Annotated in this window: 26 protein-coding genes and 2 pseudogenes; 14 read left to right on the top strand and 14 right to left on the bottom strand. The window is 39.8% G+C overall.

All coding sequences use genetic code 11. The annotated features are described in order from the left end of the window. Nucleotides 1-131: 131 nt before the first annotated feature. The gene (locus tag PQ474_RS09130) at nt 132-710 is read right to left on the bottom strand and encodes a DUF5317 domain-containing protein (protein ID WP_273842216.1); all 579 of its coding nucleotides are present in this window, start codon (nt 708-710) and stop codon (nt 132-134) included. 410 nt (nt 711-1120) lie between these two features. After that, nucleotides 1121-2275 carry an iron-containing alcohol dehydrogenase gene (locus tag PQ474_RS09135; protein ID WP_273842218.1) on the bottom strand — a complete coding sequence of 385 codons (1155 nt, stop codon included), beginning with the start codon at nt 2273-2275 and terminating at the stop codon, nt 1121-1123. A gap of 210 nt (nt 2276-2485) precedes the next feature. Here PQ474_RS09135 and PQ474_RS09140 point away from each other — a divergent pair, with 210 nt between their 5' ends. From PQ474_RS09140 to PQ474_RS09160, 5 genes are all read left to right on the top strand, one after another. Beyond that, a complete protein-coding gene (locus PQ474_RS09140) occupies nt 2486-2809 on the top strand; it encodes a hypothetical protein (protein ID WP_273842220.1) in 324 nt (107 codons plus the stop codon). Between the two features lie 271 nt (nt 2810-3080). Next, nucleotides 3081-3581: an RNA polymerase sigma factor gene (locus tag PQ474_RS09145; RefSeq protein ID WP_273842222.1), complete on the top strand. Its 501-nt coding sequence runs from the start codon at nt 3081-3083 to the stop codon at nt 3579-3581. After that, a complete protein-coding gene (locus PQ474_RS09150; protein WP_273842224.1) occupies nt 3571-4527 on the top strand; it encodes an anti sigma factor C-terminal domain-containing protein in 957 nt (318 codons plus the stop codon). The genes PQ474_RS09145 and PQ474_RS09150 overlap by 11 nt, the downstream gene beginning before the upstream one ends. Nucleotides 4528-4729: 202 nt before the next feature. After that, nucleotides 4730-4906: a hypothetical protein gene (locus PQ474_RS09155; RefSeq protein ID WP_273842226.1), complete on the top strand. Its 177-nt coding sequence runs from the start codon at nt 4730-4732 to the stop codon at nt 4904-4906. A gap of 122 nt (nt 4907-5028) precedes the next feature. Then, nucleotides 5029-5478: a hypothetical protein gene (locus PQ474_RS09160; protein ID WP_273842228.1), complete on the top strand. Its 450-nt coding sequence runs from the start codon at nt 5029-5031 to the stop codon at nt 5476-5478. Here PQ474_RS09160 and PQ474_RS09165 read toward each other — a convergent pair. Next, a complete protein-coding gene (locus tag PQ474_RS09165; protein WP_273842229.1) occupies nt 5456-5968 on the bottom strand; it encodes a hypothetical protein in 513 nt (170 codons plus the stop codon). The genes PQ474_RS09160 and PQ474_RS09165 overlap by 23 nt on opposite strands. Beyond that, on the bottom strand, nt 5961-6308 hold the full coding sequence (locus PQ474_RS09170) for a hypothetical protein (protein WP_273842232.1): 348 nt from the start codon (nt 6306-6308) through the stop codon (nt 5961-5963). Before PQ474_RS09170 ends, PQ474_RS09165 begins: the two co-directional genes overlap by 8 nt. 117 nt (nt 6309-6425) lie before the next feature. Here PQ474_RS09170 and PQ474_RS09175 point away from each other — a divergent pair. Next, nucleotides 6426-6571 (top strand): annotated as a pseudogene (locus PQ474_RS09175) (IS3 family transposase); the annotation flags it as partial. Nucleotides 6572-6783: 212 nt separating this feature from the next. Here PQ474_RS09175 and PQ474_RS09180 read toward each other — a convergent pair. After that, nucleotides 6784-8811, bottom strand: a complete 2028-nt coding sequence (locus tag PQ474_RS09180) for a LysM peptidoglycan-binding domain-containing protein (protein ID WP_273842235.1) — start codon at nt 8809-8811, stop codon at nt 6784-6786. A gap of 485 nt (nt 8812-9296) precedes the next feature. Between PQ474_RS09180 and PQ474_RS09185 the strand changes: the two are divergent. Then, a pseudogene (locus PQ474_RS09185) lies at nt 9297-10076 on the top strand (alpha/beta fold hydrolase). Nucleotides 10077-10118: 42 nt separating this feature from the next. Here the strand turns inward: PQ474_RS09185 and PQ474_RS09190 are convergent. The 6 genes from PQ474_RS09190 to PQ474_RS09215 all read right to left on the bottom strand — a co-directional run bounded on the left by PQ474_RS09190 (nt 10119) and on the right by PQ474_RS09215 (nt 15689). Then, a complete protein-coding gene (locus PQ474_RS09190) occupies nt 10119-10385 on the bottom strand; it encodes a DUF805 domain-containing protein (RefSeq protein ID WP_390187171.1) in 267 nt (88 codons plus the stop codon). 701 nt (nt 10386-11086) lie between these two features. Beyond that, on the bottom strand, nt 11087-12190 hold the full coding sequence (locus PQ474_RS09195) for a potassium channel family protein (RefSeq protein WP_273842239.1): 1104 nt from the start codon (nt 12188-12190) through the stop codon (nt 11087-11089). A 151-nt stretch (nt 12191-12341) separates the two neighbouring features. Further along, nucleotides 12342-13583 carry a glutathionylspermidine synthase family protein gene (locus PQ474_RS09200; protein ID WP_273842242.1) on the bottom strand — a complete coding sequence of 414 codons (1242 nt, stop codon included), beginning with the start codon at nt 13581-13583 and terminating at the stop codon, nt 12342-12344. 15 nt (nt 13584-13598) lie between these two features. Beyond that, nucleotides 13599-14015 carry a DUF350 domain-containing protein gene (locus PQ474_RS09205; RefSeq protein WP_273842244.1) on the bottom strand — a complete coding sequence of 139 codons (417 nt, stop codon included), beginning with the start codon at nt 14013-14015 and terminating at the stop codon, nt 13599-13601. After that, entirely contained in the window at nt 14012-15247 is a 1236-nt protein-coding gene (locus PQ474_RS09210) for a glutathionylspermidine synthase family protein (protein WP_273842247.1), read from the bottom strand. The genes PQ474_RS09205 and PQ474_RS09210 overlap by 4 nt, the downstream gene beginning before the upstream one ends. After that, nucleotides 15237-15689 (bottom strand): DUF1190 domain-containing protein, encoded by a 453-nt coding sequence (locus tag PQ474_RS09215; protein WP_273842248.1) that lies wholly within the window; start codon nt 15687-15689, stop codon nt 15237-15239. Before PQ474_RS09215 ends, PQ474_RS09210 begins: the two co-directional genes overlap by 11 nt. A gap of 215 nt (nt 15690-15904) precedes the next feature. Here PQ474_RS09215 and PQ474_RS09220 point away from each other — a divergent pair, with 215 nt between their 5' ends. The 4 genes from PQ474_RS09220 to modB all read left to right on the top strand — a co-directional run bounded on the left by PQ474_RS09220 (nt 15905) and on the right by modB (nt 19306). Further along, nucleotides 15905-16570, top strand: coding sequence for a hypothetical protein (locus PQ474_RS09220; RefSeq protein ID WP_273842249.1), 666 nt, complete (start codon nt 15905-15907; stop codon nt 16568-16570). A 24-nt stretch (nt 16571-16594) separates the two neighbouring features. Then, nucleotides 16595-17803 (top strand): efflux RND transporter periplasmic adaptor subunit, encoded by a 1209-nt coding sequence (locus PQ474_RS09225; RefSeq protein ID WP_273842250.1) that lies wholly within the window; start codon nt 16595-16597, stop codon nt 17801-17803. A 94-nt stretch (nt 17804-17897) separates the two neighbouring features. After that, nucleotides 17898-18653 (top strand): molybdate ABC transporter substrate-binding protein, encoded by a 756-nt coding sequence (gene modA, locus PQ474_RS09230; RefSeq protein WP_273842251.1) that lies wholly within the window; start codon nt 17898-17900, stop codon nt 18651-18653. Then, on the top strand, nt 18653-19306 hold the full coding sequence (gene modB, locus PQ474_RS09235) for a molybdate ABC transporter permease subunit (RefSeq protein ID WP_273842252.1): 654 nt from the start codon (nt 18653-18655) through the stop codon (nt 19304-19306). Before modA ends, modB begins: the two co-directional genes overlap by 1 nt. Before the next feature lie 112 nt (nt 19307-19418). Here modB and PQ474_RS09240 read toward each other — a convergent pair whose 3' ends face one another. From PQ474_RS09240 to PQ474_RS09250, 3 genes are all read right to left on the bottom strand, one after another. Beyond that, complete coding sequence (locus PQ474_RS09240) at nt 19419-21614, bottom strand: glycoside hydrolase family 3 protein (protein WP_273842253.1); 2196 nt, start codon at nt 21612-21614, stop codon at nt 19419-19421. 416 nt (nt 21615-22030) lie between these two features. Next, a complete protein-coding gene (locus PQ474_RS09245; protein ID WP_273842254.1) occupies nt 22031-22549 on the bottom strand; it encodes a hypothetical protein in 519 nt (172 codons plus the stop codon). Beyond that, the gene (locus PQ474_RS09250; RefSeq protein ID WP_273842255.1) at nt 22539-22925 is read right to left on the bottom strand and encodes a hypothetical protein; all 387 of its coding nucleotides are present in this window, start codon (nt 22923-22925) and stop codon (nt 22539-22541) included. The genes PQ474_RS09245 and PQ474_RS09250 overlap by 11 nt, the downstream gene beginning before the upstream one ends. A 240-nt stretch (nt 22926-23165) precedes the next feature. Here PQ474_RS09250 and PQ474_RS09255 point away from each other — a divergent pair, with 240 nt between their 5' ends. The 3 genes from PQ474_RS09255 (at nt 23166) to PQ474_RS09265 (ending at nt 23862) form a co-directional block, all read left to right on the top strand. Beyond that, nucleotides 23166-23369, top strand: a complete 204-nt coding sequence (locus PQ474_RS09255; protein ID WP_273842256.1) for a DUF1659 domain-containing protein — start codon at nt 23166-23168, stop codon at nt 23367-23369. 36 nt (nt 23370-23405) lie between these two features. Continuing rightward, on the top strand, nt 23406-23621 hold the full coding sequence (locus PQ474_RS09260; protein WP_273842257.1) for a DUF2922 domain-containing protein: 216 nt from the start codon (nt 23406-23408) through the stop codon (nt 23619-23621). A 64-nt stretch (nt 23622-23685) separates the two neighbouring features. Further along, entirely contained in the window at nt 23686-23862 is a 177-nt protein-coding gene (locus PQ474_RS09265; protein ID WP_273842258.1) for a YvrJ family protein, read from the top strand. Nucleotides 23863-23955 lie beyond the last annotated feature (93 nt).

Raw genomic sequence — 23955 nt, forward strand, 5'->3', positions numbered from 1 at the left:
GGAGAAGTATATGACAACTTCTCCTTCATAAAATTATACTAATGCAAAACCAGATGTTAAAGCAACAACAAGAGATGCGATAATAGCTAGATTCATAACTAATTTTTTCTTATTCAATTCACTCACCTCCTTCAACTAACAAGTGTAGAGATCGATGGTTTTACTCGTTTATGTTGTAACATAAGGTGTTGGATAAAAATAAAAATTCCAATATTCATAATGACATCGCCGATACTAATGACTTGACTTTTTGGATAAGGCGATGTAATTGGAATAATGTCGCCAAGAAATCCTAACTTAGTAGACTCCGTAATCATCGCATGCTTTGCGTATAATCCACTTTTTAGAACCTCCGTATAAAAGGGATCAAGTGCAATGGCAGCTGCCTCATAAGAAACAGGCATTCTACCTCCATTTGCAGCTATTGCAATGAAGTTTAATAGAACCCCCACAAACAATAAAACAAACCCCTTATTCTCACGGTTAACCCATAAAAAGAATAAGCCTAAAATATAGATAAGAATAAACAAAAATCCACTAATTTGTTCAAGAATGGCTACTCTTCCTTGCAACGTAAAAACAAGAATTTGTACTCCTAGCAAAAGTGGAAAGACCCATCCATATTTTAAATTCAGATCAGCCAAGCCTCTTAATGTACCTCGTCTTAAAAATCCAACGATGAGTGATAGTAAAATTCCGTCAAATACCATAGTTCAACACCTTGACTGTCCTTATTTTTGTAGAATTTTGTAAATAGATACCATTTTAAACTGAAAATTGGCTCAATATGTAATATACTCTCTCATTTTAGCAATAAAAGATTCAGACATCAATTCAAATATCCTCTTAGTTCATAGGTCTAAAGTATGGAATAATAGTAAAATAACCCTTTTTCAATAGGTGTTATTTCACACTCGCAAACTCACTCACAATCTATGATCCATCCCATCTATTTTCCTATAATAAACGACGAAACGATCTCTTCCGTCGATAGGGCCTGGTCTCCTCCAACAGAGACGACTTTTAAACATTTTTCTTTTGACCTCATAAAAAAAGACCTGTTGATCATGAGTCTAGTAAAAAAGGTTCACTAGACTCTTAAACAAGTCTTTCTTTCATTTTATGCCCCGTAGGCTTTCTCAAACAAGAGAAGGTAATCTTCCTTCGTAATCTCTCTTGCATTGCTAGGCGTTGAACCATTTTGAAACGCGGATTCAGCTAAGTCATCAAAGTCTGCTCGGTTTACTTGCGGTAGCGATGCAAAGGTTGGAATGGCAAGGTCCTGTGCCAGTTGCTTCATTTCGGTGACTAGTGCTGCAGTCGCTACTTCGTCCGGCGTGCTTTCTGTTGCCAACCCAAGTGTTCGGCCGATGATCGCATGTTTCTTTAAATCAGCTTCGGCATTAAAGGCAATGATGTATGGCAAGAACATCGAATTGGCGACTCCATGTGGCGTGTCATACAGCCCGCCTATGGCTTCGGCCATGCAGTGTACCGCTGCAACATCGGCGTGGGAAAACGCCATACCGGCGATCGTCGCACCAATCATTAATTGATATCGTGCATCCGTGTCAGTACCATCTTTGACCGCTCGTCTTAAAAACGGATATATCCGCTTCATTGCCTCAATCGCTAGACCTTCTGCAATCGGATTGCTCCGTTTGCATGTGAAGGCCTCGACTGCATGAACGAGTGCATCCATTCCCGTTGATGCAGTCAGCGGTGCAGGGAGCTCATACGTTAGTTCTGGGTCGACGATAGCTACGGCTGGTGCTATTTTTACATCTTTAATTGTGAGCTTGATTTTCTTTTCCGTGTCGGTGATCACCGATGAGCGAGTGACCTCTGCTCCTGTACCTGCTGTTGTCGGAATGGCAATGATTGGTGTCACGGCCGACGGGACTTGGTCGCGCCCTGCATAGTCTTGCGGTCTTCCTCCTAATACTTGCAAAATCGCAATGGCCTTCGCTGCATCAATGACCGATCCTCCTCCGAGGGCAACGATGCCATCTGCCTTAAATTCATGGGCCAGCTCTCCTCCCCGAATGCAATCTGTATCTCTTGGGTTCGGCTTCACCTCAGTGAAACACTGCGTTTCAAAGCCTTGTAAGATGCTTTCTAACTTTTCAACCACCCCCCATTTGATGAGCCCCGGGTCGGTGACGATGAAAAGGCGTTTGCCTTGGATAAACTCTTTTATGTATTCTCCTGTTTTTAAAAACGTTCCGTTGCCTGAGTAGATTTTGGTTGGCAGATGAAACTCAAATAGATTCATTAGAAACCTCCTTATGTGTTTACTAAATTGAAGGGTTCTACGTTTCTTGAGAGTTTCCCTTTTATTGAGCAAATCTCTCTTTAAAAAATCTGAAAATTATTTTATTTCGGTGGCAAATTACGACAGCTTTTGTAAACGGTTTGCCCTATGATAATAGTATAAATTTAGTAAAGTGAGGGTTTCCTTATGAAAAACAAGCGGTTTTATCCAATGTCATATCAGAAACCTTTAAAAGCTCACCTAATAATAGAAGAGATTTCTAATAAGTCTAAAGAAATTGATGTACATACAATGGATTCATTCGGCTTGTCTTTTTCAACCGATTTGGATTTTCCAAGCAAAGAGGAAACTTCTTTGACGCTCAAAATTAAGTTTTTCGCACTAGGGGAAGTGACTGGAGAGGTCATACGAAAGGAAATGGGTTATGACGGTCGTTACGTTTATGAGTTGAAAGCGCTCAGCTGTAACCTGCAATACCTTAAAACGTGCGCACCTCTCTATGAGGCACCTACCGATCGTTTTCTGCTTAGTTAAAGAACTTCAATGGGAGGTTCTCTTTTTTTTGTTTTAAATGATAGTAAGAGTTATTGAGCTAACGGCGCAGTAAAGTTAAAGAGATAACATATGGTATGGGATTTGGTAAAGTAATAATAGAATTTATAATAAAATTAAGCTTTACTCCAAATAGGAAGTAAAGCTTTTTTATATTCAATTATTGATTGAAGTTAAAAAAGGACTAATTTAATTTTTTTGTATACATAATCACCTTTAATTCGTTTTAGTAGTTGTGAAAGGAGATGAAGAAATGAGTAAGCCCTCAAATGAAGAAATAACTAGATTATCTAACGATATATATCAAAAGCTTTGCTCGATGGGGGCTAATCCAGAAGATGCAAAAGAAATTGTTCAAGAATCTCTATATCGTGGATTTCTTAATATCGATGGTATTAATTCTAAGGCATTTAAGTCATGGCTTTACAAAGTTTCCATCAATCAATATTACGATTTGTGTAGAAAAAATAGCCGTCATTCAATCATCGAGTTTGAGGATTATCTATTGGAATTGGAAGGAAATCATGTGGAAGATACCGTGATTAAACAAGAAACAAAAGAAGAGTATGAACAGGTATTATACAAATTAAAACCACTTGAACGAAAATTAATAAAAATGAAATATGAAGATGAATTTTCGTATGAAGAAATTTCTGAGTATCTTAATTTGAAAGAAAGTAATGTTAAGACCTATTTATATCGTGCTAGGAAAAAGCTTACAAAACTTTTTAGGAGGGATAATAATGAAAAATGATCCATTCCAGTCTAATGATATTGAAGGAATAGTTAAAAAAGCGAAAAGAAAAAGTATTATTCGAAATATAGTCATCTCAACTATTTCACTGCTTCTTGTAGGGGCACTATTTATAATTATTAATGGTCAGATTGTAAATAAGGCTCATTATAAAGCAGCTGAGGCAAATAGGCTATTATTTAAAATTTCACAACCCAATATTCAAATTGGAGGAGGAAAATTTGATTATGGCATTCTATCGGGAACGTACAGCTACAATAAATATAAATTAATTGAAGATAGAGTAGTCCCTTGGGGTCAAGATATACGAAAGTTTAATGCAATAGGACATAATAATAAATCATCAGCAATAGCGGTATATGATGAGGTTATAGTTGGTGAAACCGAAGAAGAGTATCGACATTATAACACTACAAACGGACAGAGAACGATGCAATTTTATCATCCGTGGTTTGAATATACGACTATTCATAACGATTTAGCCTTGATACAAAATGCTCCTAATGACGCGATAATGGAAGTAGCTATCTCTTTTAATCAATCTTATTCAGTTAGTGAAATACAAGAATTTTTTAATCTAAATAATAAAATAACTTGGTATTGGGTTAATGATTATAATCAAAATGCTAAAGAACAATTACAAGGTCTTCATAGTTCGGGTGCTACTGCGTCACATGTGTATGGCTTTAGTGGTACAACTACTAAAGGAGAAGGAGACATTGTAGCTCAAAATGAAAAGGATTTTCTTGCTACATTAGAAGATATAAAAAGCACAGGAAATTATGACTATATAGTAGACCCTCTTCTAGAAAATGTAAACCTAAACATGAAAGAAGGGATAATCCTTGGCGTTGTGGTAACTGGAACCAAGGAAGAGTTATTAACACTAAAAGAGGATAAACAAATTAGAGCCATATCATTAGGGGCTGTTGCAACAGAATATTAGTATTTAATAAGAACCTTCTTATAAACGAAAGGGTGCGTTCCTGGAATCAAACGGGGCGCATTTTCTTTTGCACCAGATAAGAGGAAATTAATAGTAAAATTTAAATGTCAGTTATTGAAGTAAACGGAGCAGTGTAATTCAATAGAAAAGAAGTCCTAATATATGTAAATTTGTGCTAAGGTTAACAAAAGGAGGGGATAAAATGAAGAAATTTTTCCCATACATCATATTTTTCATATTTGCATTTATCGGTACAGTCCTTGTAGAAGAATGGGGATTTTTAATTGGCATTATAATTGGTACTTTGGTTCTTATCTATCAAGAACTTCAAAAGATAACATCACTCTTAAGTGATAAAGCAAAGAATAATAGTGAATGATTGTTGCACGAACAGGTGCGATGCTTGAATAAGGAATCGCCTTTTGCTTACCGAAGGAACTTTGCAGGTTACTTGAAGAAAAAATGGGAAGAAGTTAGCGTCTATTTATAAGGGGAAGAGTAATGATAAAAAATAAAATATATCTTGCTATACCATTGTTAATGGGAATGATTACTTTAGTTGGTTGTAGCGGTTCAAATGCAGAGAATAATCAACTGAAAAAAGCAAAAGAGACTGTTCAAGAATCTACAATACAGCAAGTTATGACAATAACAGTTGAAGAAAGGATTGATGAAGGATACAAAACTGTTAAAGTGCTTGATGATGCGAATGAATTAAAAACCGTTGAGGAAATTATAGAAAATGCAGATTGGGAGGAAAATGTATATGTTTCTATGGCTATACCTCCTGAGTACCGATTTAGATTAAATCCATCTTATTATGCCATCTGGGTAACACCTAATCGAGATAGACTTGAAATAGTTATAGAAGGGAAAGGAAAGTATATAAATCTACCAGAAAAAGAATCAAAAGCCTTATTTGAACTCATTACTGGTAATGAATTGAATTAAAATAGCGGCCCATCGATTTTATGAAAAAAACGGCTTTAAAAAATCCAATCAAAAGCGATTCATTTTTATCTCTTATCTCTTCGGTTAATTTTCTTGCATTGACTATAGCGCTTTCTTTTTGTGTATAAGCCCCACCAATAACGACAACTATCTTAGACCCTTCAAGGTAAGAGGATGCTTTTATCGATTGAAAACTTTTTATCAGTTTGTTTGTTTCTTCTAATAAAGGTCGGTTTGAAGAATCAGAAATTGAAATAACCATCACAGTGAAACGCTCCGGCAGCCAAAAGGAGGAAAGCCTTGCTTCACGACGAATTTGTTGTTCGTTCACATACTCATGATTAATTAAATTCCAAAGTAACTGGTGATCATCATTGTTTTTTTGACCTTTTTTCGCATAGTGTTTGTAAATCAGTTTACCAACATGTGACGAGATATCCTTTAAAAAACTTAGTTCCTCTTCTTTAAGCAGAGTATTAGACTCAAGCACCCATGTACCCAATCGTTTGCTTGTTATGTTTTACACTGATCACGACACGCTGATACAATCCTACTTCTTCAATAGGTTCTACTCGGATTGGATCATTTTTCGTTTCTAACTGTTGAACAATACCCTCTATTTCTAGTCGTTCTATAATAAAAACAGGACATTTTTTTGAGAGAATGTTTTTTTGTTGTGTGGAATCAAAATGAGAATGATCTGGAGAGCTATAAGCAATAAGTTCAAAATTTTTGTTCTCAATAATAACTGATTTCTCAAGAATGGTACTAATATATTCAGCCGTTTCATTGATATCTTCTAGCAGGAATCTAGTGTCTAGTGAACTCATAATTACCTCCTCATTGCCCTGTTAAAAACTAGTAATTACTTCCTATTATAAATTAGTTTTAATAAATAGCAAAAAACGAATTAGTAGTAACAAGGCCGGAAGATAAGTCTTCTATTGTTTCTATATCTCAAAGAATTTGAAAGTTAGAACATTTTAAACTAGAACTAGAAAAATATATCAAGACTATAATACCAAACGAAGAGGCAAAATTAAAAGGCATGAGTCCAGTACAATACCGAACACATGCCCAACTAGCTGCCTAATGAAATAACCGTGTCTACTTTTTGGGGTCATTTCAAAACCGAAATGGAGGTTGCAATCGCTCCGTTCGCTACTCGCCTACAGAGGACAAACCCACTCCGCTGATTGCTTCGAGGTTATCCCAAAAAGTCATAAAAAGACCTCTAGAAACAACCCCTTATATTTATATCTTTATTTTTACAAAGTACAAAGCTTACTAACGGTATAATTACTATTATACCGTTGGAATGTTTAGTGTTTGTCCAACCATAATTGGTTGATTGACATCTATCTGGTTAAACTCGGCCAATTGTTGAACGGTTATTTGGTACTTTTGAGCAATCTTCCATAATGTGTCTCCTAAAACAACAGCATGTACGATCATTTGCGGTGAAGTTGGTTGTTGAGTCGTTGGAATGGTCAACTTTTGTCCAATCATTAAATACTGTGATTCCGTTAGGTTATTAATCTTCACTAACGCGTCCATTGTGACTTGGTATTTTTGAGCAATTTTCCATAGCGTATCTCCTGAAACCACAGTATGCACCCTATTTTCTGTTGGAACATTTGGTACGGACTGTTGGGTTGATGGAATCGTCAATTTCTGACCAACCCATAGATAGTTCGTTTCATTTAAATGATTGATTTTTACAATCGCGTCAACTGTCACTCCGTATTTTTGAGCAATTTTCCATAACGTATCTCCTGATTGAACGGTATGAATCGTTGTGCTTACTGGTTGGTCTACTGTTTTTGTTGGAATCTTTAGCTTTTGTCCAACGAAGAGGTGTTGATCGACATCTAAAGAATTAAGCTGAACAATATCAACAATCGTTACTTCATATTTCTGAGCAATCTTCCATAACGTATCACCACTAATAACAGTATGAATGGTAACATTGCCTACTGGCTCTGTTAGTGGCGGAGAAGCCGGTGAAGCCTCTACTAATTCCACATCAGAGCTTGGAATTTGACCTGGCACTTGGTCTTTAACTAAGATTTGATAATAACCATTTTCAGGACTATCTGAAATTAAGGGAAATACCTCTCCCTTAGTTGCCTGATAACCCTGTGACATAGGATACACTTGGACAGTTGGGTTATTAGAGGTGACTCGTACCTGTTTAACTGGCTCTGCAGCAACAACTGACGTGCTCTCTTTCACTGTTACAGGTTGACCGTTAAAAGTGATATAACCAGTAGCCCCATTGCTTTCAGTTACCATCACTTTGATAAAATACTGACCATTGATTGCTTTCCCACCCATCATGTCAGTACCATTCCATGTAAAAGAATGAGATCCAGGCTTTAGATCTTGAATAGAAAGTACACGGTTCATATGACTTCCGGCTAATGTTGCCATAAAAACGGTGACGTTCACAGGTTCACTGACCGTTATTTGTCCAGAAACCGTATCATTTACCCCATCATTATTAGGGGTAATTTCTTGAGAATTAAAAGAAGCTGATTGAACAATTTCTTTTAAACGCCATTGTGGAATTTGATTTTCTCCATTGGCTACCTTTATTAAACCGAGCTTTTCAATCGTTTGTGTTGTAGCTGGATAATTAAAGTTTAACTCAATCGTTTTAAAGACAATCTCATAGTCTCCATCACGAACGATATTGCCTTTTTGGTCTCTTCCATTCCACTTGAAACTGTGCTGTCCCGGTTCGAGTTTCACTCTAGAAGTTTGATATAGGACGGCTCCATCCTTTTGAACGGCAATTTGAACGTCAGCATGACGGCTTAACTCATATTGCACTTCTGTTAATGCTTCGTTTACACTATACCTTGGTGATATGCTAGATGGAGCGATTTGTTTCAATGTAACAAGTGACTTTGGATTCGTTTCTGATACAACAGTTATTTGCCCAAGCGGGAACCCTTGTGCTGAATTATAACTACTATCCGTTAAATAGGATTTTAATTGATACGTCCCTGGGGGAAGCGGTTCCTTTTTTTCATCATCCCATGGTGACCAATGAACAACATGCGTTGTTTTAAAATCAGTTGTTGAAAGATTAATTTTTGTTTGACGACCATTACCAACAGCCATCACATAGCCACGCGTTGGTTCATTCGTTTCTAACATAATTGACAAATACCCAGGGACGCTATTCCCTTTATAAGCAATAGGACTAGATGAAATTTGTTTATTTATAACTTCTGGAGGGTCACTATCTGAAGCGTGAACATGACTCTCAAAAACAAATACCATTAAAATAACAGCAAGAATATTTACAAACAGTTTTTTCGGCATATAGACACCTACTCTCAATTTATTTTTAAAATTACTAACTTATAATAGTAGAAAGAGAGTGTTTCCGGCAATCTGAAATTAATGGGAATTGGTTCATACAAAAGGCTGCTGAGATTATTCCTTATAAGGGTACTCTTTGTGCTTATTTCCATGAATATTTAAACAAGAAGAAAAAGCTAACATATAAATGAAATCTTATTATGTATAGCCTAAGCAAGCAGGTCTTCCAAATTGGAAAAACGGCGCCTATGTTCAATAAGGTAACTGCAAATAACCTTCCGTAATTGGGCGCTTTTCTGTAATAAGAACAGCGTGCTTTTTTATGAATAGGGCCATTTAATGGAGTAAGACTTTCCAACAATACTGGATATACATGTTATTATTATTTGAGATTGTGAAGTAATGTACTTAAGCTAAAGAAACAGGTCACTTTAATAGCATGCTACTAAAAAAGAGAAGAAGTAGATTTAAGAGAGGTGGAATATTTGGATTTATATTATCAAGAGTATGGGAATAAAGACGCTTTATTAATGGTATTTTTACACGGTGGTGGAGTAAGCAGTTGGATGTGGGATAAACAAATTCAATACTTCAATCATTATCATTGTGTTGCAATAGACTTACCAGAACAAGGGAAAAGTAAACAAATGAATAACTTTTCAATTAAATTTAGTGCAGAGAAAGTTATTGAGTTAATAGAAAATATAGCGAATAAAAAGAAAGTACTTGTTATTGGGTTCTCTTTAGGAGCACAAGTGGTTGTTCAAATGTTAAGTATGAAATCAAATTTAATTGATTATGCAATGATAAATAGTGCATTAGTTAGACCATTTTCATTTGTAAAAAAATTGATTAGTCCTTCTGTTAAATTAACTTTTCCATTGATAAGAAATAAATCATTTTCAAAACTTCAAGCAAAAACACTTTATGTTGATAAAGAATATTTTGAAATATATTACAAGGAAAGTTCCCTTATGAAATCAGATACTCTTGTTAGAATTTTGGAAGAAAATATGTCATTTGAAATACCCGAAGATTTTAATAAAGCGAAGAGTAAAATATTAGTTACTGTTGGTGAAAGAGAAAAAGCAGTAATGAAAAAATCAGCAAAAGATATAGTTTTAAGTAATTCTAATTGTATATGAATTATTATACCTAATGTTGGTCACGGAATATCTTTGATTAATCCTGATTTCTTTAATCATATGATAGAAAATTGGATAAAGGAGGATGTTTTACCACGAAACGTAGTAAAAATAAAATGAAATATGTTTTTAGTTTCATCAATGTATTAAAAGGAGGAGGTTTCACTGTTGAAGCATTCCTCCTTTTTTATCGTTCGTTATGTAATCATCCAATTGTTTAGGATTCGGTCCATGTGGATTAGAGCTAGGTTGACTATCTAAACATGTAAACACAAATAGAACAATTCCACCAATGATCGGAACAAAACTTATGAGAAACCACCATCGACTTCTCCCAATATCATGAAGCCCCCTAACCGTCACAGCTAACATTGGTAGTAAAACAGCTAGAGTATAAAGAGTTGTCAAGAGGCGTTTAGAACCTTGTATTTGGCTGCTCGTGGATTTTGACGTACCTAATGCCTCGTTTAGGACCTTGTATTTATCCGCTCTACGGGTTTGACGTGCCTAAAGCCTCGTTTAGAGCCTTGTATTTCTATGCCCTACGGTTTTGACGTACCTAAAGCCTCGTTTAGAGCCTTGTATTTATCCGCTCTACGGTTTTCACGTACCTAAATCCTCGTTTAGGACCTTGTATTTATCCGCTCTACGGGTTTGACGTGCCTAAAGCCTCGTTTAGAGCCTTGTATTTGGCTGCTCTCCGGTTTTCACGTACCTAAAGCCTCATTTAGGACCTTGTATTTGGCTGCTCTCCGGTTTTCACGTACCTAAAGCCTCGTTTAGAGCCTTGTATTTCTATGCTCTACGAGTTTGACGTACCTAAATTGTCTCATGTGGGTGTTTGTTAACCTATTTGGGTTAAACCCTCTACAGTGTGTAACACGCCTCACACTCTTTTTTGTTCCATATGATCCAATCTATCCGATTGTGAGTTTCATTGAGTTATTTTCAATATGGACCCTTGTATTAACTTAACTGTAGCAAGGTCTAATCGTAGCTTCGGTTAAACCAACCACTGCCTGGATTGTAACGATTCTCTTTACTATTGGGTCATCATTATTAAGTTTTTTAACAGCATGATACGTCGCAAAAAGGGATGAAGCATTAGCTTTCATCCCTTTTTGCGCAGCCTAACTGACACGCAATCTTTCATACGTTTCTTTATTACAAATAATATACAGCTGCGCTTCTTCTGGAATCGGTTCACTCAGCCTGCGGTTAATGTCTAAGAAGTCTCTATCTGCGATCAGAGTGGCGCCCTGTTTCAACAAGTCTTGAAAAGCATCGTTGTATGTAACCCAGCTTGGATGTTTCGATAGCTGATAGAGGTCTTCCCCATGCTGACGGCTTATAAGCTGTGAATATACTTTGCTGACACCTTTATATAATGCAGAGCGTACGGCAAGTCTTGAGATGGTTTCCTGTGACAAAATAAATTCGTCGACTTGCACATGAGAGAAGTTAGCTAGATTTTTTTCAGCCATGACTTCAACGGTTGTGTGAACATGAGGAGCCAATCGTCCAACTGTGATTGAGACGAGTAACGTCTTTGCATCTTTTAATGAAGCCTCCTGGATGTTGTCATCGGAAAAGATTATCACAGCGTTCGCTTGTGTCATGTTGGCTTTGATAAAGGGCTCCTCTGAGGAGGGATCTCCTTGTATGTAGTGAAGCCGGTTGTCGGTTAAATCCATAGGCGCTTTCGCCAGTGTATCAATGACAACTACCTCAACTTCCTCATCCGAATCAAGAATTTCCTTAATCGCCGATTCTGACTTTTTTCCCCATCCAATAATGATAATGTGGCGGTTATTCATGTAACTTATCCTTCCTTCCTCTCTCATCCTTCTAAATAACGTAAAGGAATCCACAATCTTGCCAATCACAACCCCAAGTAAGCCAATTCCAATTAAAAACATGAATACAGCAAATAGTTTACCAGGTAAAGTCACAGGAGAATAATCTCCATATCCGACGGTTGTAAAAGTCGTCATCACAAAGTAAAACGTGTTGGTGAGAGTTTCAAAGTTAGCTGGCTCTAGGGCATACATCATGATCGTACTTACAAGAATAAACAGAGCTGTCGTTAGAAATAATGTTAGGTTTTTCATTTTGATTAAACCTAGGCTGATTCTCAGAAAAATGTGCATTGTTCGTGTCCTCCTGTGTCCTCGGTTTGCTGAAACCGAGAAGTTCCCGCACTTGTATCGAAGAGGCACGTACGGGGGCCTCATATGATTCGTTCGATGATATGAGTGGCAAAGTCGCTATTAAAATCAAGAACTCGCGAATATCACTCGCTCGCAATCGTCCACTCACCCTCTGCCCACCTCTCACACTAAAAAAATCATGCCGGTCTACTAGGCAAACTAGCAAAAAAACCTTCTACCCCGTCGTATATGCCACAAACATCGATAAATTCCCGGTAATCATGCCGCCGACTCGGAAAAACAAGCCACTTGGCTGGCCGTTGATAACGTGTGACCCGATTAACAACTTGCCTGTATAAGGGCCGTCCCATGTATCAATCGTTTGATCAGGCATCGGGAAATATTCTTGAAAGACGACCGCTTGCTCTTGGTAGTAGTCGACGTCTTCTTCTAAAACGCTGCCACCTGAGACAATTTGAATGCCGCCGCCTTCACGACCAAGGACGGGCTTTTTCACATAGGACTCAAGTGAAATAGCCGTATCATAGGTTGGTATAAAATATTGATCAATGACGGCTTGCTCCGATCTGGTGTACCATTCTTCTTTTTTCTCCGTGATCAATGATAAAATCGCTTTTGATTGCATGAGCAAGGCTGAAGGTGGATTGATCACTTTCACTTTATCGTTCATCATGTGAACGATAAAGCGTTCGCCGATCAGCTCACCTGTGCCGCTTTTTTCTTCTAAAAAGTATTCAAGTGGGTAGAGGCGGTACAAAAAGTCGATTCGCTCGCCTTCTGGTGTTTGGACATCATCTTCGCCGACGACAATGTCTTCGAGCGGGATGTACTTCGCTTGCTGCGGGTACAAGCTCATTAGGAATTGCACGGTTTGTTTGTCTTCATTATGCCAGTCGGCGCAAGTGAAATAGAGTGTGTCCGTGCTGCCGATTCGATAGTCTTTAATGATTTGGTTCCAGGCACTTTTAATATTTGCGCTGATGTGGGCATTTGGATTAGGACTGCCGTACTCCTGACAAAGAACATCCTGCGCGATCGCAGCCTCTACTAATCCAACCGGTGTATCGGTATTTCCTTCGATCACTTTCAAACCTTTGGCCGAAGCGATAAAGTCATACCGAACAAAGTAGGAGAAGGCCGTTTTGCCTTCAGTAAGAAGGAGATCCCATAAGAACACGGAAATACCGGTTTTGTGGATCACCGAACGGTCTTTTAAAATTTGTTCATATGTTTTCGCAAAAATATCGTTCACCGCTCTAGAAGCGTTTTCAACTTCTCGCACTAAGGAAGACGGGACGACTAAAAGGGAGTCGCTCATGTATTGGTTGTCTTCATAGTTTTCATAGAGCGTTGCCCACGTAAAGCCTTTAGCCGACACTTTGCGTTCGAGCTCAAGCCATCTTTTCAAATAAGCATCTGCTTCAAATGGCTCCGTAAGTGATTGGTATGGAAGCATTTGTCTTACCTCCTTTTAGTAACTGATCGCCGCTGCGACAATCATCCCGACTAGGACAGAGATACCGCCTAAGAACAGACCGACGGCTACGTTGCCTTTTTCCACTTCCTTTGCTAAGTTCGTATTGCGCGTAAACACATATTCCACTACAAGGTGAAGCACAATTTGAACGACGATCGCGACTAACGCCCAAATGGCTAGATCGACCAAGTTAATCGAGTGGCGAATCGCTGATTGAAGCACGACAACAAGACCTGCCATTTTTCCGAGTAGCTTTAACGCTACTGCGGTATTGCCGTTTTTAATTTGTGCACGTTCTGAGTAAGGGGTGAACAACTTAAATATGTATGTTCCAATTAGAAATAAGACAAGAGAAACAGCTAAATAGATCAAAAAATGATCGAAGGTTTGTAGATAAAAACGAATATTCATTCACTTGCTCCTTTCATTCCACAAGGTAAGAAATAAGATAGATTGTTGGTAATTTGTGCCCCTGCTCGAAAACCAAAGGCGCTTGGTTTCTCGTTTACGATAAAACTACCTATTAACAGGTGAGCATCCGTCGTTCCTTTTTCCGTATGAATCGTTGTCACGGGCAAGTCGACATACTTTTGAAACACTTTTACATATTGGTCATAGGTTTGTTCCTTCGGCGAAAAGAGCGTTTGTCCATTTTGTTTCACTAAAACGGTGTCGCCTTCTCGTCCGAATGCGGGTTTGGAGACATACCGATCTCCATTTTCGATGAAAGGTTCTTCATCTAAGTACGTCGGTAGAAAGTGACGGCCAATGATGTCATGTTCTTGTTTTGTAAAAAATGCATGATCGTGTTCGTGCATTCCCCAGATCGCCGCCATCACCGCTTTGCTTTGCATCAAAAACGCTGAGGCTGGGTTCAGCATACCGACTTTCCCCTCACTCACTAGCTTCATAAACTCGATTCCGATTGGAAACTCGTCATCAGCTACATCTTCGAGTAACGCTTCTAACGGATAGGTGTGGCGGTAAAGAATATCGATTTTATTTCCTGCGCAATCAAAGACGCCCTCACCGGCAACAAGTTGCAGCTCGTTCAATGGAACAAAAGCCGCTCCTTTGATTCTCGACACTTTCATTAAATACAGCAACGTTTCACGGTCTTCAATGTCTTCTTCATGAGCTGTGAAAACGACATATGGATGACCGGCTAATAAGATCCCCTGCGCGCAGTGATACACACTGTTGCGGATGGCTTTTCCTAACTCATACTCTTTTGAAGCATTAGGATCGACCCTATCAAATTCCACACACACCAACCCGTTCACCTCAAAGAGCTCGCGAATAAACGTCGGCGTGTCTGAGTTAAACTCAATCATTTTTAAACCCTCATTGGTTTTGACAAAATCAAAGCGCCCGATGACCGTCTCATATGGGAGGAAATTCATCCTCAAAAAGGACACAGCTTTTGACGGAAACCCGAGATCGAGAAGTGTTTCGTCTGAAGCCCTTCGGATCATCTCGTTCATTTTTTTATAAATGGAGTAAACGTCTTGCGTTGCCTGATTGATGGCTGCTGCTTCATCCTCGTCCAATGTCAAACAGTCATAAAGAGCATATTCCATCCCGTACAACCGATCCCAAAATGTCGGTATCGCTCTATAAAATAAATCTCGTTTAGCCTCCAAAAGTACCACCGCCACCCATGCCAGAGCGCGGGTTGGTCGCTTGGTTTGGATTTCGTTGTTGATTCGGGTTGGGCTGACTTACGTTCGGGTCTGTTCTTGGTGTTGTAACGGCCGGCTGACGTGTACCGCCACCACCCATCGCTCTTCCTGCCATAAAAGCAGCCATCGTTGGAAACCACATTCCCCCGTAGTAATAGTGACCGCGGTTCGGGTTCCCGTCTTCGACACATTGATAGCCCTCTGCTTCCTCATCCCACTTCCATGTATCACAATCCGCTTCATCTGGCGAAGGCGGACCTAGGTCCGGCTGAACATTAGGATCCGGCTCAGCTGGAGCCGAAAAGAGCTCCTCCTGTGTAGCGGGAGAGCATGCGGTTAGCCCCATTAACGCCACACTCGAACCAAGCAATCCTTTTAGAAGCTTATCCGTTTTTGGTTTCATCTTTTCTACACCTCCCGTTTTGTATACGCATGTCCTGATCTTTTGGTTTCACGGATATCGATCCTCATACCTATCTATTTTAACCTATTTGCTTTCTAGCAATCATTTGTATTTATTTTTCGGAAAATCTAATATGGAAATTGTTTGAAATCCTACTTATTTTCGATAAAATGAATTATGATAGATTCATATATAGCCGTTGGGAGATACCGCACATGACGTTTCGATTCGAATTAATCAAAAGCCTGAAAGACCCGTACTCAAAATTCTATCAATTAAAGATTTCAGAAGGAGTCCCATTTCCTTTTAGAAAAATAGCTCTCCTCGTTGGGGTCAGCTTGTTGATCGCTTTGATCCGTTTATTTTTTGCATTAGACACAGCGAATATTTCTGCACTAATTACGGAATATTCCGCTAGTGAGTTTGAATTAATGAAAGTCATGATTGGACTTGGCGGTTTAGCTGATGCTGCTCTTTCGCCGATTGTCTATGTGTTTTTTACTAGTTTAATTCTCTGGGCGTTTTTAGATGAAGTCTCTTTTCGACAAACCCTTGTCGTCTCAACCGTGAGTCTCTTCATTCTTATAATCGGAAAAGCAGCCTTGCTTCCTTTTGAATTGTCTCTAGGGATACCAGCCGTTGCCTCTCCTTTTGCCTTAGGTGTCGCCGCAAGTAAGTTAACCGAAAATGATTATTTTATCCACTTTTTTGGAGGCATCTCCATCTTTTGGGTGGCTGCGATTGTGATACAAATATATGCTTACTCGATTTTGGCCATGAACCGAAAACGTTTTATTGTCGTTCTGACCGTATCCATTCATTTCCTTATTCTTTTAGTTGCTGTCCTTAAAACATTTTTAGGCATTTATTTAACTCTTTAGTTGCGAAAAAGGTGGTCAAACATAGTGAAAGCTTGGATCAAACATACACTCCTCCTAATAGGTATCCTTTTTATTAGCATGAATGTCTTCTTCCTTTTACAAGAAGATATGAACATCGAACACTTACAAATCATTGACCAGTTTATCTCTCCCTCCCAAGTAGACATTGTCGAGGCAACCGAAAAACCTGGTATCATCTCCTCTACAAGCGAGGAACACATTTACTTAAATGAAAACCTCGGTTCACTTGGAACGGTCTATGTGGAGGAAGGTCAAGAAATTCAGTTAGGTGAGGTTTTATTTAGCTATCATAATATTCAATTAGGGTCTGCCGAAAGAGAGTTACAATTAAAAATAGAACAAACTGAATTACGATCCTCTCAACTTTCGGATGAGATATTCACCCTCAACAACATGAAAGATATGTTAGCTCGAACTACATACGAGGACGAGCCAGAACTGATTGCTCTATTGGAATCTCAAATTGCGCAATATGACATTCAAATCTTACAAAAAGAGCATCAAATCGCTAGTCTTGAGCTTGAAAAAGAACAGTACCAACAGTCACTTTCCACGTTAAGTGAACAGCAGGCTGAATTAGAAATTACGAGTCCCGTGACTGGGATTGTTAAAGAGATCAACACGAATCGAAACGAACCCTTTCTCACGCTCCTTTCCTCTCCTTTTGTCGCCAAAGGGGAGTTAACAGAAATGGAATCGCTCGCGATTGATGAAGGGATGAATGTTGAGATACGAGTTCATGACCGAGAGCCGATGGACGGCATTCTCTCACAGATTTCAAACTTTCCGAGCAAAGCACCCAACCTTGAACAAGAAACCACTTATCCGTTTGTCGTCGAGCTTAGCGATATCGAGACGGATCTCAAGATTGGCTACCATGTCAACCTCAAGATCATTCAAAATAAAATCTTGGATGCGATCGTGATCCCCCCCTCATCGATTGCCATGAACGAAGAACAGTTCGTCGTGTTCACGGCAATCGATGGCCATCTGGTTGAAAAAGGGGTCACGCTTGGCATGGTTTCAAACAACCGGCAGCAAGTAACATATGGCTTATCTACGGCTGATTTGCTTGTCGATGAGCCGTATACAGTGAGTTCAGGGCAACCATTTGTGACGAAGGTGCGCTTGAGTGAGTTAGAAAGAGAGGCTTTTTCTTCTTTTAGAAAGAAGGAGTTGCTGATGTTGGCGTTGCGGGGGTTTCTACAATAGAAGATGTTGGCTTAGGTGAAGGGGTCACCTAAGTCTTTTTAGTTACAGAAATGGTATAATAGAGGTAATTAGTTATTAGGAAAGGTTTAGAGATATGATGAGAAGCCATTTACTTTTATTCTTATTCGTTAGTTTATGTCTGATTGGCTGTAGCCCTGAAAATGAAGCTGAAACCCTCTACGTAGCAGCCGCTTCCGACCTCTATCACGCTTTAACGGAAATCGGAGAAGCCTTTACCGAAGAAACTGATATAGCGTTAGAATTCACGTTCGGCTCTACAGGCCTTTTAACCCAGCAAATTCAAGAAGGAGCTCCTTTTGATTTATTTTTAGCCGCTCATGAATCGTATATCGATCGTTTAATGGAGAGAGAGGCTCTTCTACCTGATTCAAAAGCGTATTATGCGATAGGGCGTCTGGTTCTGATGGGGCCAGCTTTGCCTGAAGGCGATCAGTTAGCTCTCGACTATTTAGTAGATCCTGAGGTGAAGACCATTGCCATTGCCAACCCTGAACATGCGCCTTACGGAAAAGCCGCACAGGAAGCGTTGGAAACGTCGGGCATTTGGGAGGAGATCCAACCGAAGCTTGTGTACGCAGAAAATATTAGACAAGCCTATCAATACGCGGAATCAGGTAATGCCGATGTTGGGATCATCGCGTTAGCCTTAATGAACGAGACGGAATTCCCTTATGAGGTCATTGATGAAGACCTTCACCTTCCTCTCATGCAGGCGCTAGGCATACCAGCGCAAACCGAGAAAGAAGAACTGAGCCGAAAATTGGCTGCGTTTATTTTAAGTGAACAAGGCCGAAGCATTTTACAACAATATGGGTTTGATTTGCCATAATGGATACGATTGTGACGCCCTTACTTTTGTCGCTTAAAATTGCCGCGGTTGCTACGCTGTTTGCTTTTATTGCTGGCATTCTTTTGTCTTGGTGGTTTGCTTTTAATAAAAGCAAACTAACGGATTTGCTGTCGATATTGATTACGATTCCACTTGTGATCCCGCCCACTGTCTTGGGGTATTATTTGCTCTTGCTGTTAGGAAGAAGCAGCCCCATCGGTCAGTGGGTTGAAGGATTGACAGGGCAGCCGATCATCTTTACTTGGAAGGCTGCGGTCATTGCGGCAACGATCGCGGCCCTGCCTTTACTAATTCGGCCGATTCAAGCCGCTTTTGAGGCCATAAGTAAAGATACGATTGGCGCGGCTGAGGTTGACGGAGCTGGGAGACTTCAGGTTTTAGTTCATATTATCATTCCGCTTGCTTACAAAGGGGTGCTCGCTGGTTTGGTGTTAGGTTTTGCTCGAGCGATGGGCGAGTTTGGTGCGACCTTAATGGTTGCTGGGAACATTCCCGGTAAAACGCAAACTCTCTCGATTGCGATTTACGATGCCGTTCAAGCCGATCGCATGATGGATGCTCATATGATGGTCATCATCTTAAGTGTGGCGACGATTTTCTTTTTGTATTTGATTCATAGATGGTTTCGGTGATTAGAAAACCATTTCCAAAAGGCCCATCCATTAGGAGAGGGCACTGAAAGAAGTGAAAATCGTACCTTTTTCAGTGCCTATCCATAGGATGAGCCTCTTTTTTGTAAACTTATTACTCTTTTGATGGGTTCCCTGCATGAGCAGGCTTTCCTGTTTTCACAGCATGATCAGGTTTTCCAATCGCTTTACCTTGATGATAAGATAGTCCAAATCCGTAAGCATAAGCGTCACCAGATGGATTCACATACGCATAGGATGGATCTGCCTCAGGTGCGAAACTAGGAATATCACCGATTCCGTTATCTACCGCTTCCATACTAGCCGGAAGGGCAAATGGCAATTTTCCAGTTGGATTGAATGTTCCACGGATCACATCGACAATCGCCTCATCCTTTGTTCCAAAAGTAGCGATGAACGCTGCTGCATTTGGTTCAATTTGATCAAGTACCCATGGGTTCGTCATGTTGACCGCCGTAATAGTCGGAACTGTTTTTTGAATTTCAATCATTCGATCGACATTGGCGATTCCTGTTTCAGGACCTATGGTAATTCGCGGATTATTATCCCAGTTCGATTGAACAGGTTTCACATAAATATACGCATGTGTGGCTTCCTCAAGATGATCCGTGATGCTGATTGAAGGATCGTGCTTTTGAATTTTCTCTATTAATCCCTTCGTATTCGCTCCATCCGTTCCACCAGGGAAAAGCTCGACGTAAAGCTTTGCATTTTTCATTTTCGCATCTTTTAGAGGCAATACATTTTGATCATTGCGTAAAAGAACGACTGACTTTAGATGTGCTTCATCTGCTAATTCCTGTACTTCTGGATTAGCGACAACATCAAGTGCGTGTTGTGGATCGACATATGGATCTTCAAACAACCCTAATTGCATCATTTCCCTTAACAATCGAGAAACAGATTGATCCACTTTCTCTTCTGTAAGTAAGCCTTGTTCAACTGCGTCAATAATAAGCGTTGGATCAGATGACCCCGAAATGATATCTGTTCCTGCATTCACTGCTTTCGCCATTTTTTCTACAGGAGTTAAATCCTCAGCACCCCATGCGTTTCTTCCGACAGCACCTGTATCAGAGTTCACATATCCTTTGAAACCAAGCTGTCCACGCAAGAAATCCTCTAAGATGGCTTTGTTTAAGGCAAAACCAACTTCTTCAAATTGCTGATCTTCGCTATACCATGGCAACCCTTGATCCGCACTATCATTACTTGGATACGCGTAATAAGGCATGATCGATGAGACATTCGCTTCGATCGCTGCTTCAAAAGGAGGAATATGGTACTTAAGCATGCTTCCTTCTGTTGGATATGGATTAAATCGACCTTCAACAAAGTGAGGATCTAACCCTTTATCACGTGCTCCGCCACCAGGGAAATGCTTCACCGTTATCGCAACACTGTCAGGACCAAGCTCATCTCCTTGGAAACCTTTTATCACGTTATAAATCATATCTGAGGCCACTTCGGGATCCTCACCGAATGTATCTTCAATTCTTGCCCATAGTGGATCTGTAGCGATATCCGCCGTATATCCGTAGACTTTGCGAATTCCGGCCGCTCTCCATTCCTCTTTTGCGATCTCTGAGAATTCCTTTATCGCATCTGTGTCACCTGCTGCTGCAAAACCTAATGGACCCGGCCAAAAGGAATGTTGTCCCTCACTTGCAGCAATATTTGTGTAATCCGTCGAAGCATGATTTCGTGGATTCGACGTGACCACAACTGGTATTCCTAATCTTGACTTTTCAGCTAATGATTGGAGCTGATTTGTATATTTTGCGATCACATCCAAAGTTGGCGTTTGACGGAAAATGACGTAGCGCATTTGATTTTGAACAATGAGGCGATCATGTTCTTCAACGTATTTGCCATCTTCAGGATTCGCAATTGGCGTGTGTGTGTTAATGAGCATTAAACCGGCCTTTTCCTCAAGATTCATCCTTGACACTAGATCGTCTACGCGCTCATCCACTGGTCTTCTCCAGTCTTCATAAGGGTCTAATTCCCTGTTGCCATTTGCATCTCTAAACTTCAACCCATCTACTGTAATGACACCTTTTTTTGCCACTTCTATTTCCGGTTGCCCCGTATTTGGATCTGCTTGTACACGATAAGTAATCGTGTCTGCCCCTGAATTTCCTGGGCTCGTGTTCTCCGTTGGATCTACATACCCTAAGTCATCATTCCCATTTGCACTAACCTGTGGCGCGATCGCTGGAACTAATAACAATAATGCTAGCGTACTAGTCAGGAATTTTTTCCTTCCTTTTTTTGATACTAAAACCATTTTCCTTCCTCCTTTTAAATTTAATCGCTTTCAAAACTGCTCAACCACTAAATGGAACTAAACCTCCCCCTTTAAGTTTGATTGTTCATTTTAAATTAGTTTATACACTAAACAAACTAATACATACCTATCGTATATGTAAGCGCTTTTCTATACAAGGAAATTTTTACCTAATTAGAGATTAGTAGTAGACTAGTATTCGCAGCGAACATTGTCAGATAGTGATTTTTATTGTAAAATCATGTCGTAAACAGGTTATAAATCCTGAATCTTTCGAATGGCATGTGTCGCTTATCTTCTAAACCTATTTGTAGCTTTTGATCGATTTCAATATCCGATTCTAGCACTTAAAAGAAAAAAAAGACCAAATCTTATAAGATTTGGCCTAGAGTTATTAATCTATTTTTTTGAACGAACTATTTAAAAATAGTCGAAATCACTTGATCCAGTGACATCTCACTATCAACTTCAAACGTACCTGGGCGTAATGAATTCGCCAATCCACGTTTTTCCACTTCTTTAAAAAACGTCATCGCACTATCGGTGATCTCTGCTCGCACAAGAGCTTCCCCGACATCAATGCTCGTCATCCCTGGCGAAACGGTTAAGAGTGTGCGGTAAATAATGACTTCTTTAACCTCTTGTTCTTTTTCTGGTTCTTCTTCTTTCGCCTCTTCCACTACTTCTGGCTGTTCTGCCGCTTCTACTTCAGCTTGGAAAGCAGCCACCTGCTCATGCCACTGCTCTTCTGTATGGATGACAAAGCCGTCCGCACCTAGCGAAGCAATCATCTCTTCAGCTGTCATTTTTTCTTTCACTTGCGCTTGTGCTTGTGTCGTCGGCGCATCGCTTGTCCCGAAAAAATAAACGGCTGCACATACACCCGCCGCTACTAGTAATCCACTAGCAAAACTTTGCATCGTTTTAGAGGTCATTGGCTGCTTTTCTCCTTTCACTTGGTAATTCCATGTAAGGAGCAAGCATCAGTTTAATCTCTGATTCTGTTTTTCTTGTTTTTGCAGCAATGCCTTCAAGCGAGTAGCCTCGTCTATGTAAGTCAATCGCCTCTCGTAGGATAGCTCGTTGCGCGGAAGCCTCTACCTTAATTCCAGCCTCTTTTGCCGTAATTTCATGATCGAGCTCAAGGTAACGCATTTTTTGTTCTAGCTGTTGCATTTCTTCCATCATTGAAATGGAGAACTGTTCGATCTCTGATTTCTCTATTTTCGCTTCTTGCTTTGCTTTCATAAACGACAATATCAACAATAATACGGCTCCACCAAACAAAATGGATAATGTCCATTCCATCATGTCGTGATCCTCCTCGCGTGAATCTATTATTTTAAACTCGAATACTATTATACCTCGATTCTCAAAAAAATTCGATGCAATCCGAGCAAATACCACAATTCCCCCCGTTTTTTGACAAAAAAACGACTTAGGTCTGACCTCTTTTTAGAGCTTAGTACCTAGCGATTTGAAATTTTTTTAAAATCAACTAAGACATATTCCTCCTTCCCTTATATATACAAAGTGAAAGGAGGTGCTAGCATGCTAATCAACTCTCGCTTAGTCTTGATTTTCTCAGGTGGAGTCGACGAAGATGGGAAGGACATTCAAAAGACAAAGAGCTTTAGTAACATCAAGCCAACGGCAACCGACCAACAGCTTACCGCTGTCGTCAATGCGTTAACGCCACTTCAAGAATGGACGCTCATGAAAGCCGAGCGTACAAACCTTCACAGCCTAGTGTAAGGCCTAAAACGACCACTTTAGAAAGGAGGAACCCTTATGAGCAAACGACTTGAATTGATTTTCGAAAACGAGATGGGTGCCAATGTCACACTATCACTTGACAACCCTGTTTACCCTGCAAATCCCCTCGTAATCAGCGCCGCAATGGATTCCATTGTTGCACAAAATACATTTGTCTCAAGTGGCGGTGAAATCGTAGCTAAAAAAGCCGCACGCATTGTCGATCGCACGGTTGAAGAAATGGAAATCTAATTTACGTAGAAGGAGGAGGCGTTAGGCTACCCTCCTCCTTTTTTAAAAAGGAGGAAATGTTTAAATGGACATGTGGCTTCCGCTTTTGAGTGAGTTTGGTTTCCCGGTCATCGTCACACTCTACCTGCTTCACCGAGTTGAGAACAAGCTTGATACCGTAAACCACTCCATATTAAAGCTGCCAGAAAGCATCCACCACTTCCAGTATGTTCGCAGTGTGGAGCATAAGAAGAATGGATAAATTAGTTGATCTAGCAAACCAATGAGAGTTGGTTTGTTTTTTTAGCGTCGAATATAAGCCGAAGCGAATGAACTCGTTTCGGTCTTTTATATG

The organism is Halalkalibacter alkalisediminis (genome assembly GCF_028610705.1).
In the GTDB taxonomy this organism is placed as follows: domain Bacteria; phylum Bacillota; class Bacilli; order Bacillales; family Bacillaceae_D; genus Halalkalibacter; species Halalkalibacter alkalisediminis.

Bases quoted from the DNA above. Each gene is read 5' to 3' on its own strand.
- PQ474_RS09130 (WP_273842216.1), bottom strand. From the start codon at position 710: ATGGTATTTGACGGAATTTTACTATCACTCATCGTTGGATTTTTAAGA.
- PQ474_RS09135 (WP_273842218.1), bottom strand. From the start codon at position 2,275: ATGAATCTATTTGAGTTTCATCTGCCAACCAAAATCTACTCAGGCAAC.
- PQ474_RS09140 (WP_273842220.1), top strand. From the start codon at position 2,486: ATGTCATATCAGAAACCTTTAAAAGCTCACCTAATAATAGAAGAGATT.
- PQ474_RS09145 (WP_273842222.1), top strand. From the start codon at position 3,081: ATGAGTAAGCCCTCAAATGAAGAAATAACTAGATTATCTAACGATATA.
- PQ474_RS09150 (WP_273842224.1), top strand. From the start codon at position 3,571: ATGAAAAATGATCCATTCCAGTCTAATGATATTGAAGGAATAGTTAAA.
- PQ474_RS09155 (WP_273842226.1), top strand. From the start codon at position 4,730: ATGAAGAAATTTTTCCCATACATCATATTTTTCATATTTGCATTTATC.
- PQ474_RS09160 (WP_273842228.1), top strand. From the start codon at position 5,029: ATGATAAAAAATAAAATATATCTTGCTATACCATTGTTAATGGGAATG.
- PQ474_RS09170 (WP_273842232.1), bottom strand. From the start codon at position 6,308: ATGAGTTCACTAGACACTAGATTCCTGCTAGAAGATATCAATGAAACG.
- PQ474_RS09180 (WP_273842235.1), bottom strand. From the start codon at position 8,811: ATGCCGAAAAAACTGTTTGTAAATATTCTTGCTGTTATTTTAATGGTA.
- PQ474_RS09195 (WP_273842239.1), bottom strand. From the start codon at position 12,190: ATGAGGCCCCCGTACGTGCCTCTTCGATACAAGTGCGGGAACTTCTCG.
- PQ474_RS09200 (WP_273842242.1), bottom strand. From the start codon at position 13,583: ATGCTTCCATACCAATCACTTACGGAGCCATTTGAAGCAGATGCTTAT.
- PQ474_RS09205 (WP_273842244.1), bottom strand. From the start codon at position 14,015: ATGAATATTCGTTTTTATCTACAAACCTTCGATCATTTTTTGATCTAT.
- PQ474_RS09215 (WP_273842248.1), bottom strand. From the start codon at position 15,689: ATGAAACCAAAAACGGATAAGCTTCTAAAAGGATTGCTTGGTTCGAGT.
- PQ474_RS09220 (WP_273842249.1), top strand. From the start codon at position 15,905: ATGACGTTTCGATTCGAATTAATCAAAAGCCTGAAAGACCCGTACTCA.
- modA (WP_273842251.1), top strand. From the start codon at position 17,898: ATGATGAGAAGCCATTTACTTTTATTCTTATTCGTTAGTTTATGTCTG.
- modB (WP_273842252.1), top strand. From the start codon at position 18,653: ATGGATACGATTGTGACGCCCTTACTTTTGTCGCTTAAAATTGCCGCG.
- PQ474_RS09240 (WP_273842253.1), bottom strand. From the start codon at position 21,614: ATGGTTTTAGTATCAAAAAAAGGAAGGAAAAAATTCCTGACTAGTACG.
- PQ474_RS09245 (WP_273842254.1), bottom strand. From the start codon at position 22,549: ATGACCTCTAAAACGATGCAAAGTTTTGCTAGTGGATTACTAGTAGCG.
- PQ474_RS09250 (WP_273842255.1), bottom strand. From the start codon at position 22,925: ATGATGGAATGGACATTATCCATTTTGTTTGGTGGAGCCGTATTATTG.
- PQ474_RS09255 (WP_273842256.1), top strand. From the start codon at position 23,166: ATGCTAATCAACTCTCGCTTAGTCTTGATTTTCTCAGGTGGAGTCGAC.
- PQ474_RS09260 (WP_273842257.1), top strand. From the start codon at position 23,406: ATGAGCAAACGACTTGAATTGATTTTCGAAAACGAGATGGGTGCCAAT.
- PQ474_RS09265 (WP_273842258.1), top strand. From the start codon at position 23,686: ATGGACATGTGGCTTCCGCTTTTGAGTGAGTTTGGTTTCCCGGTCATC.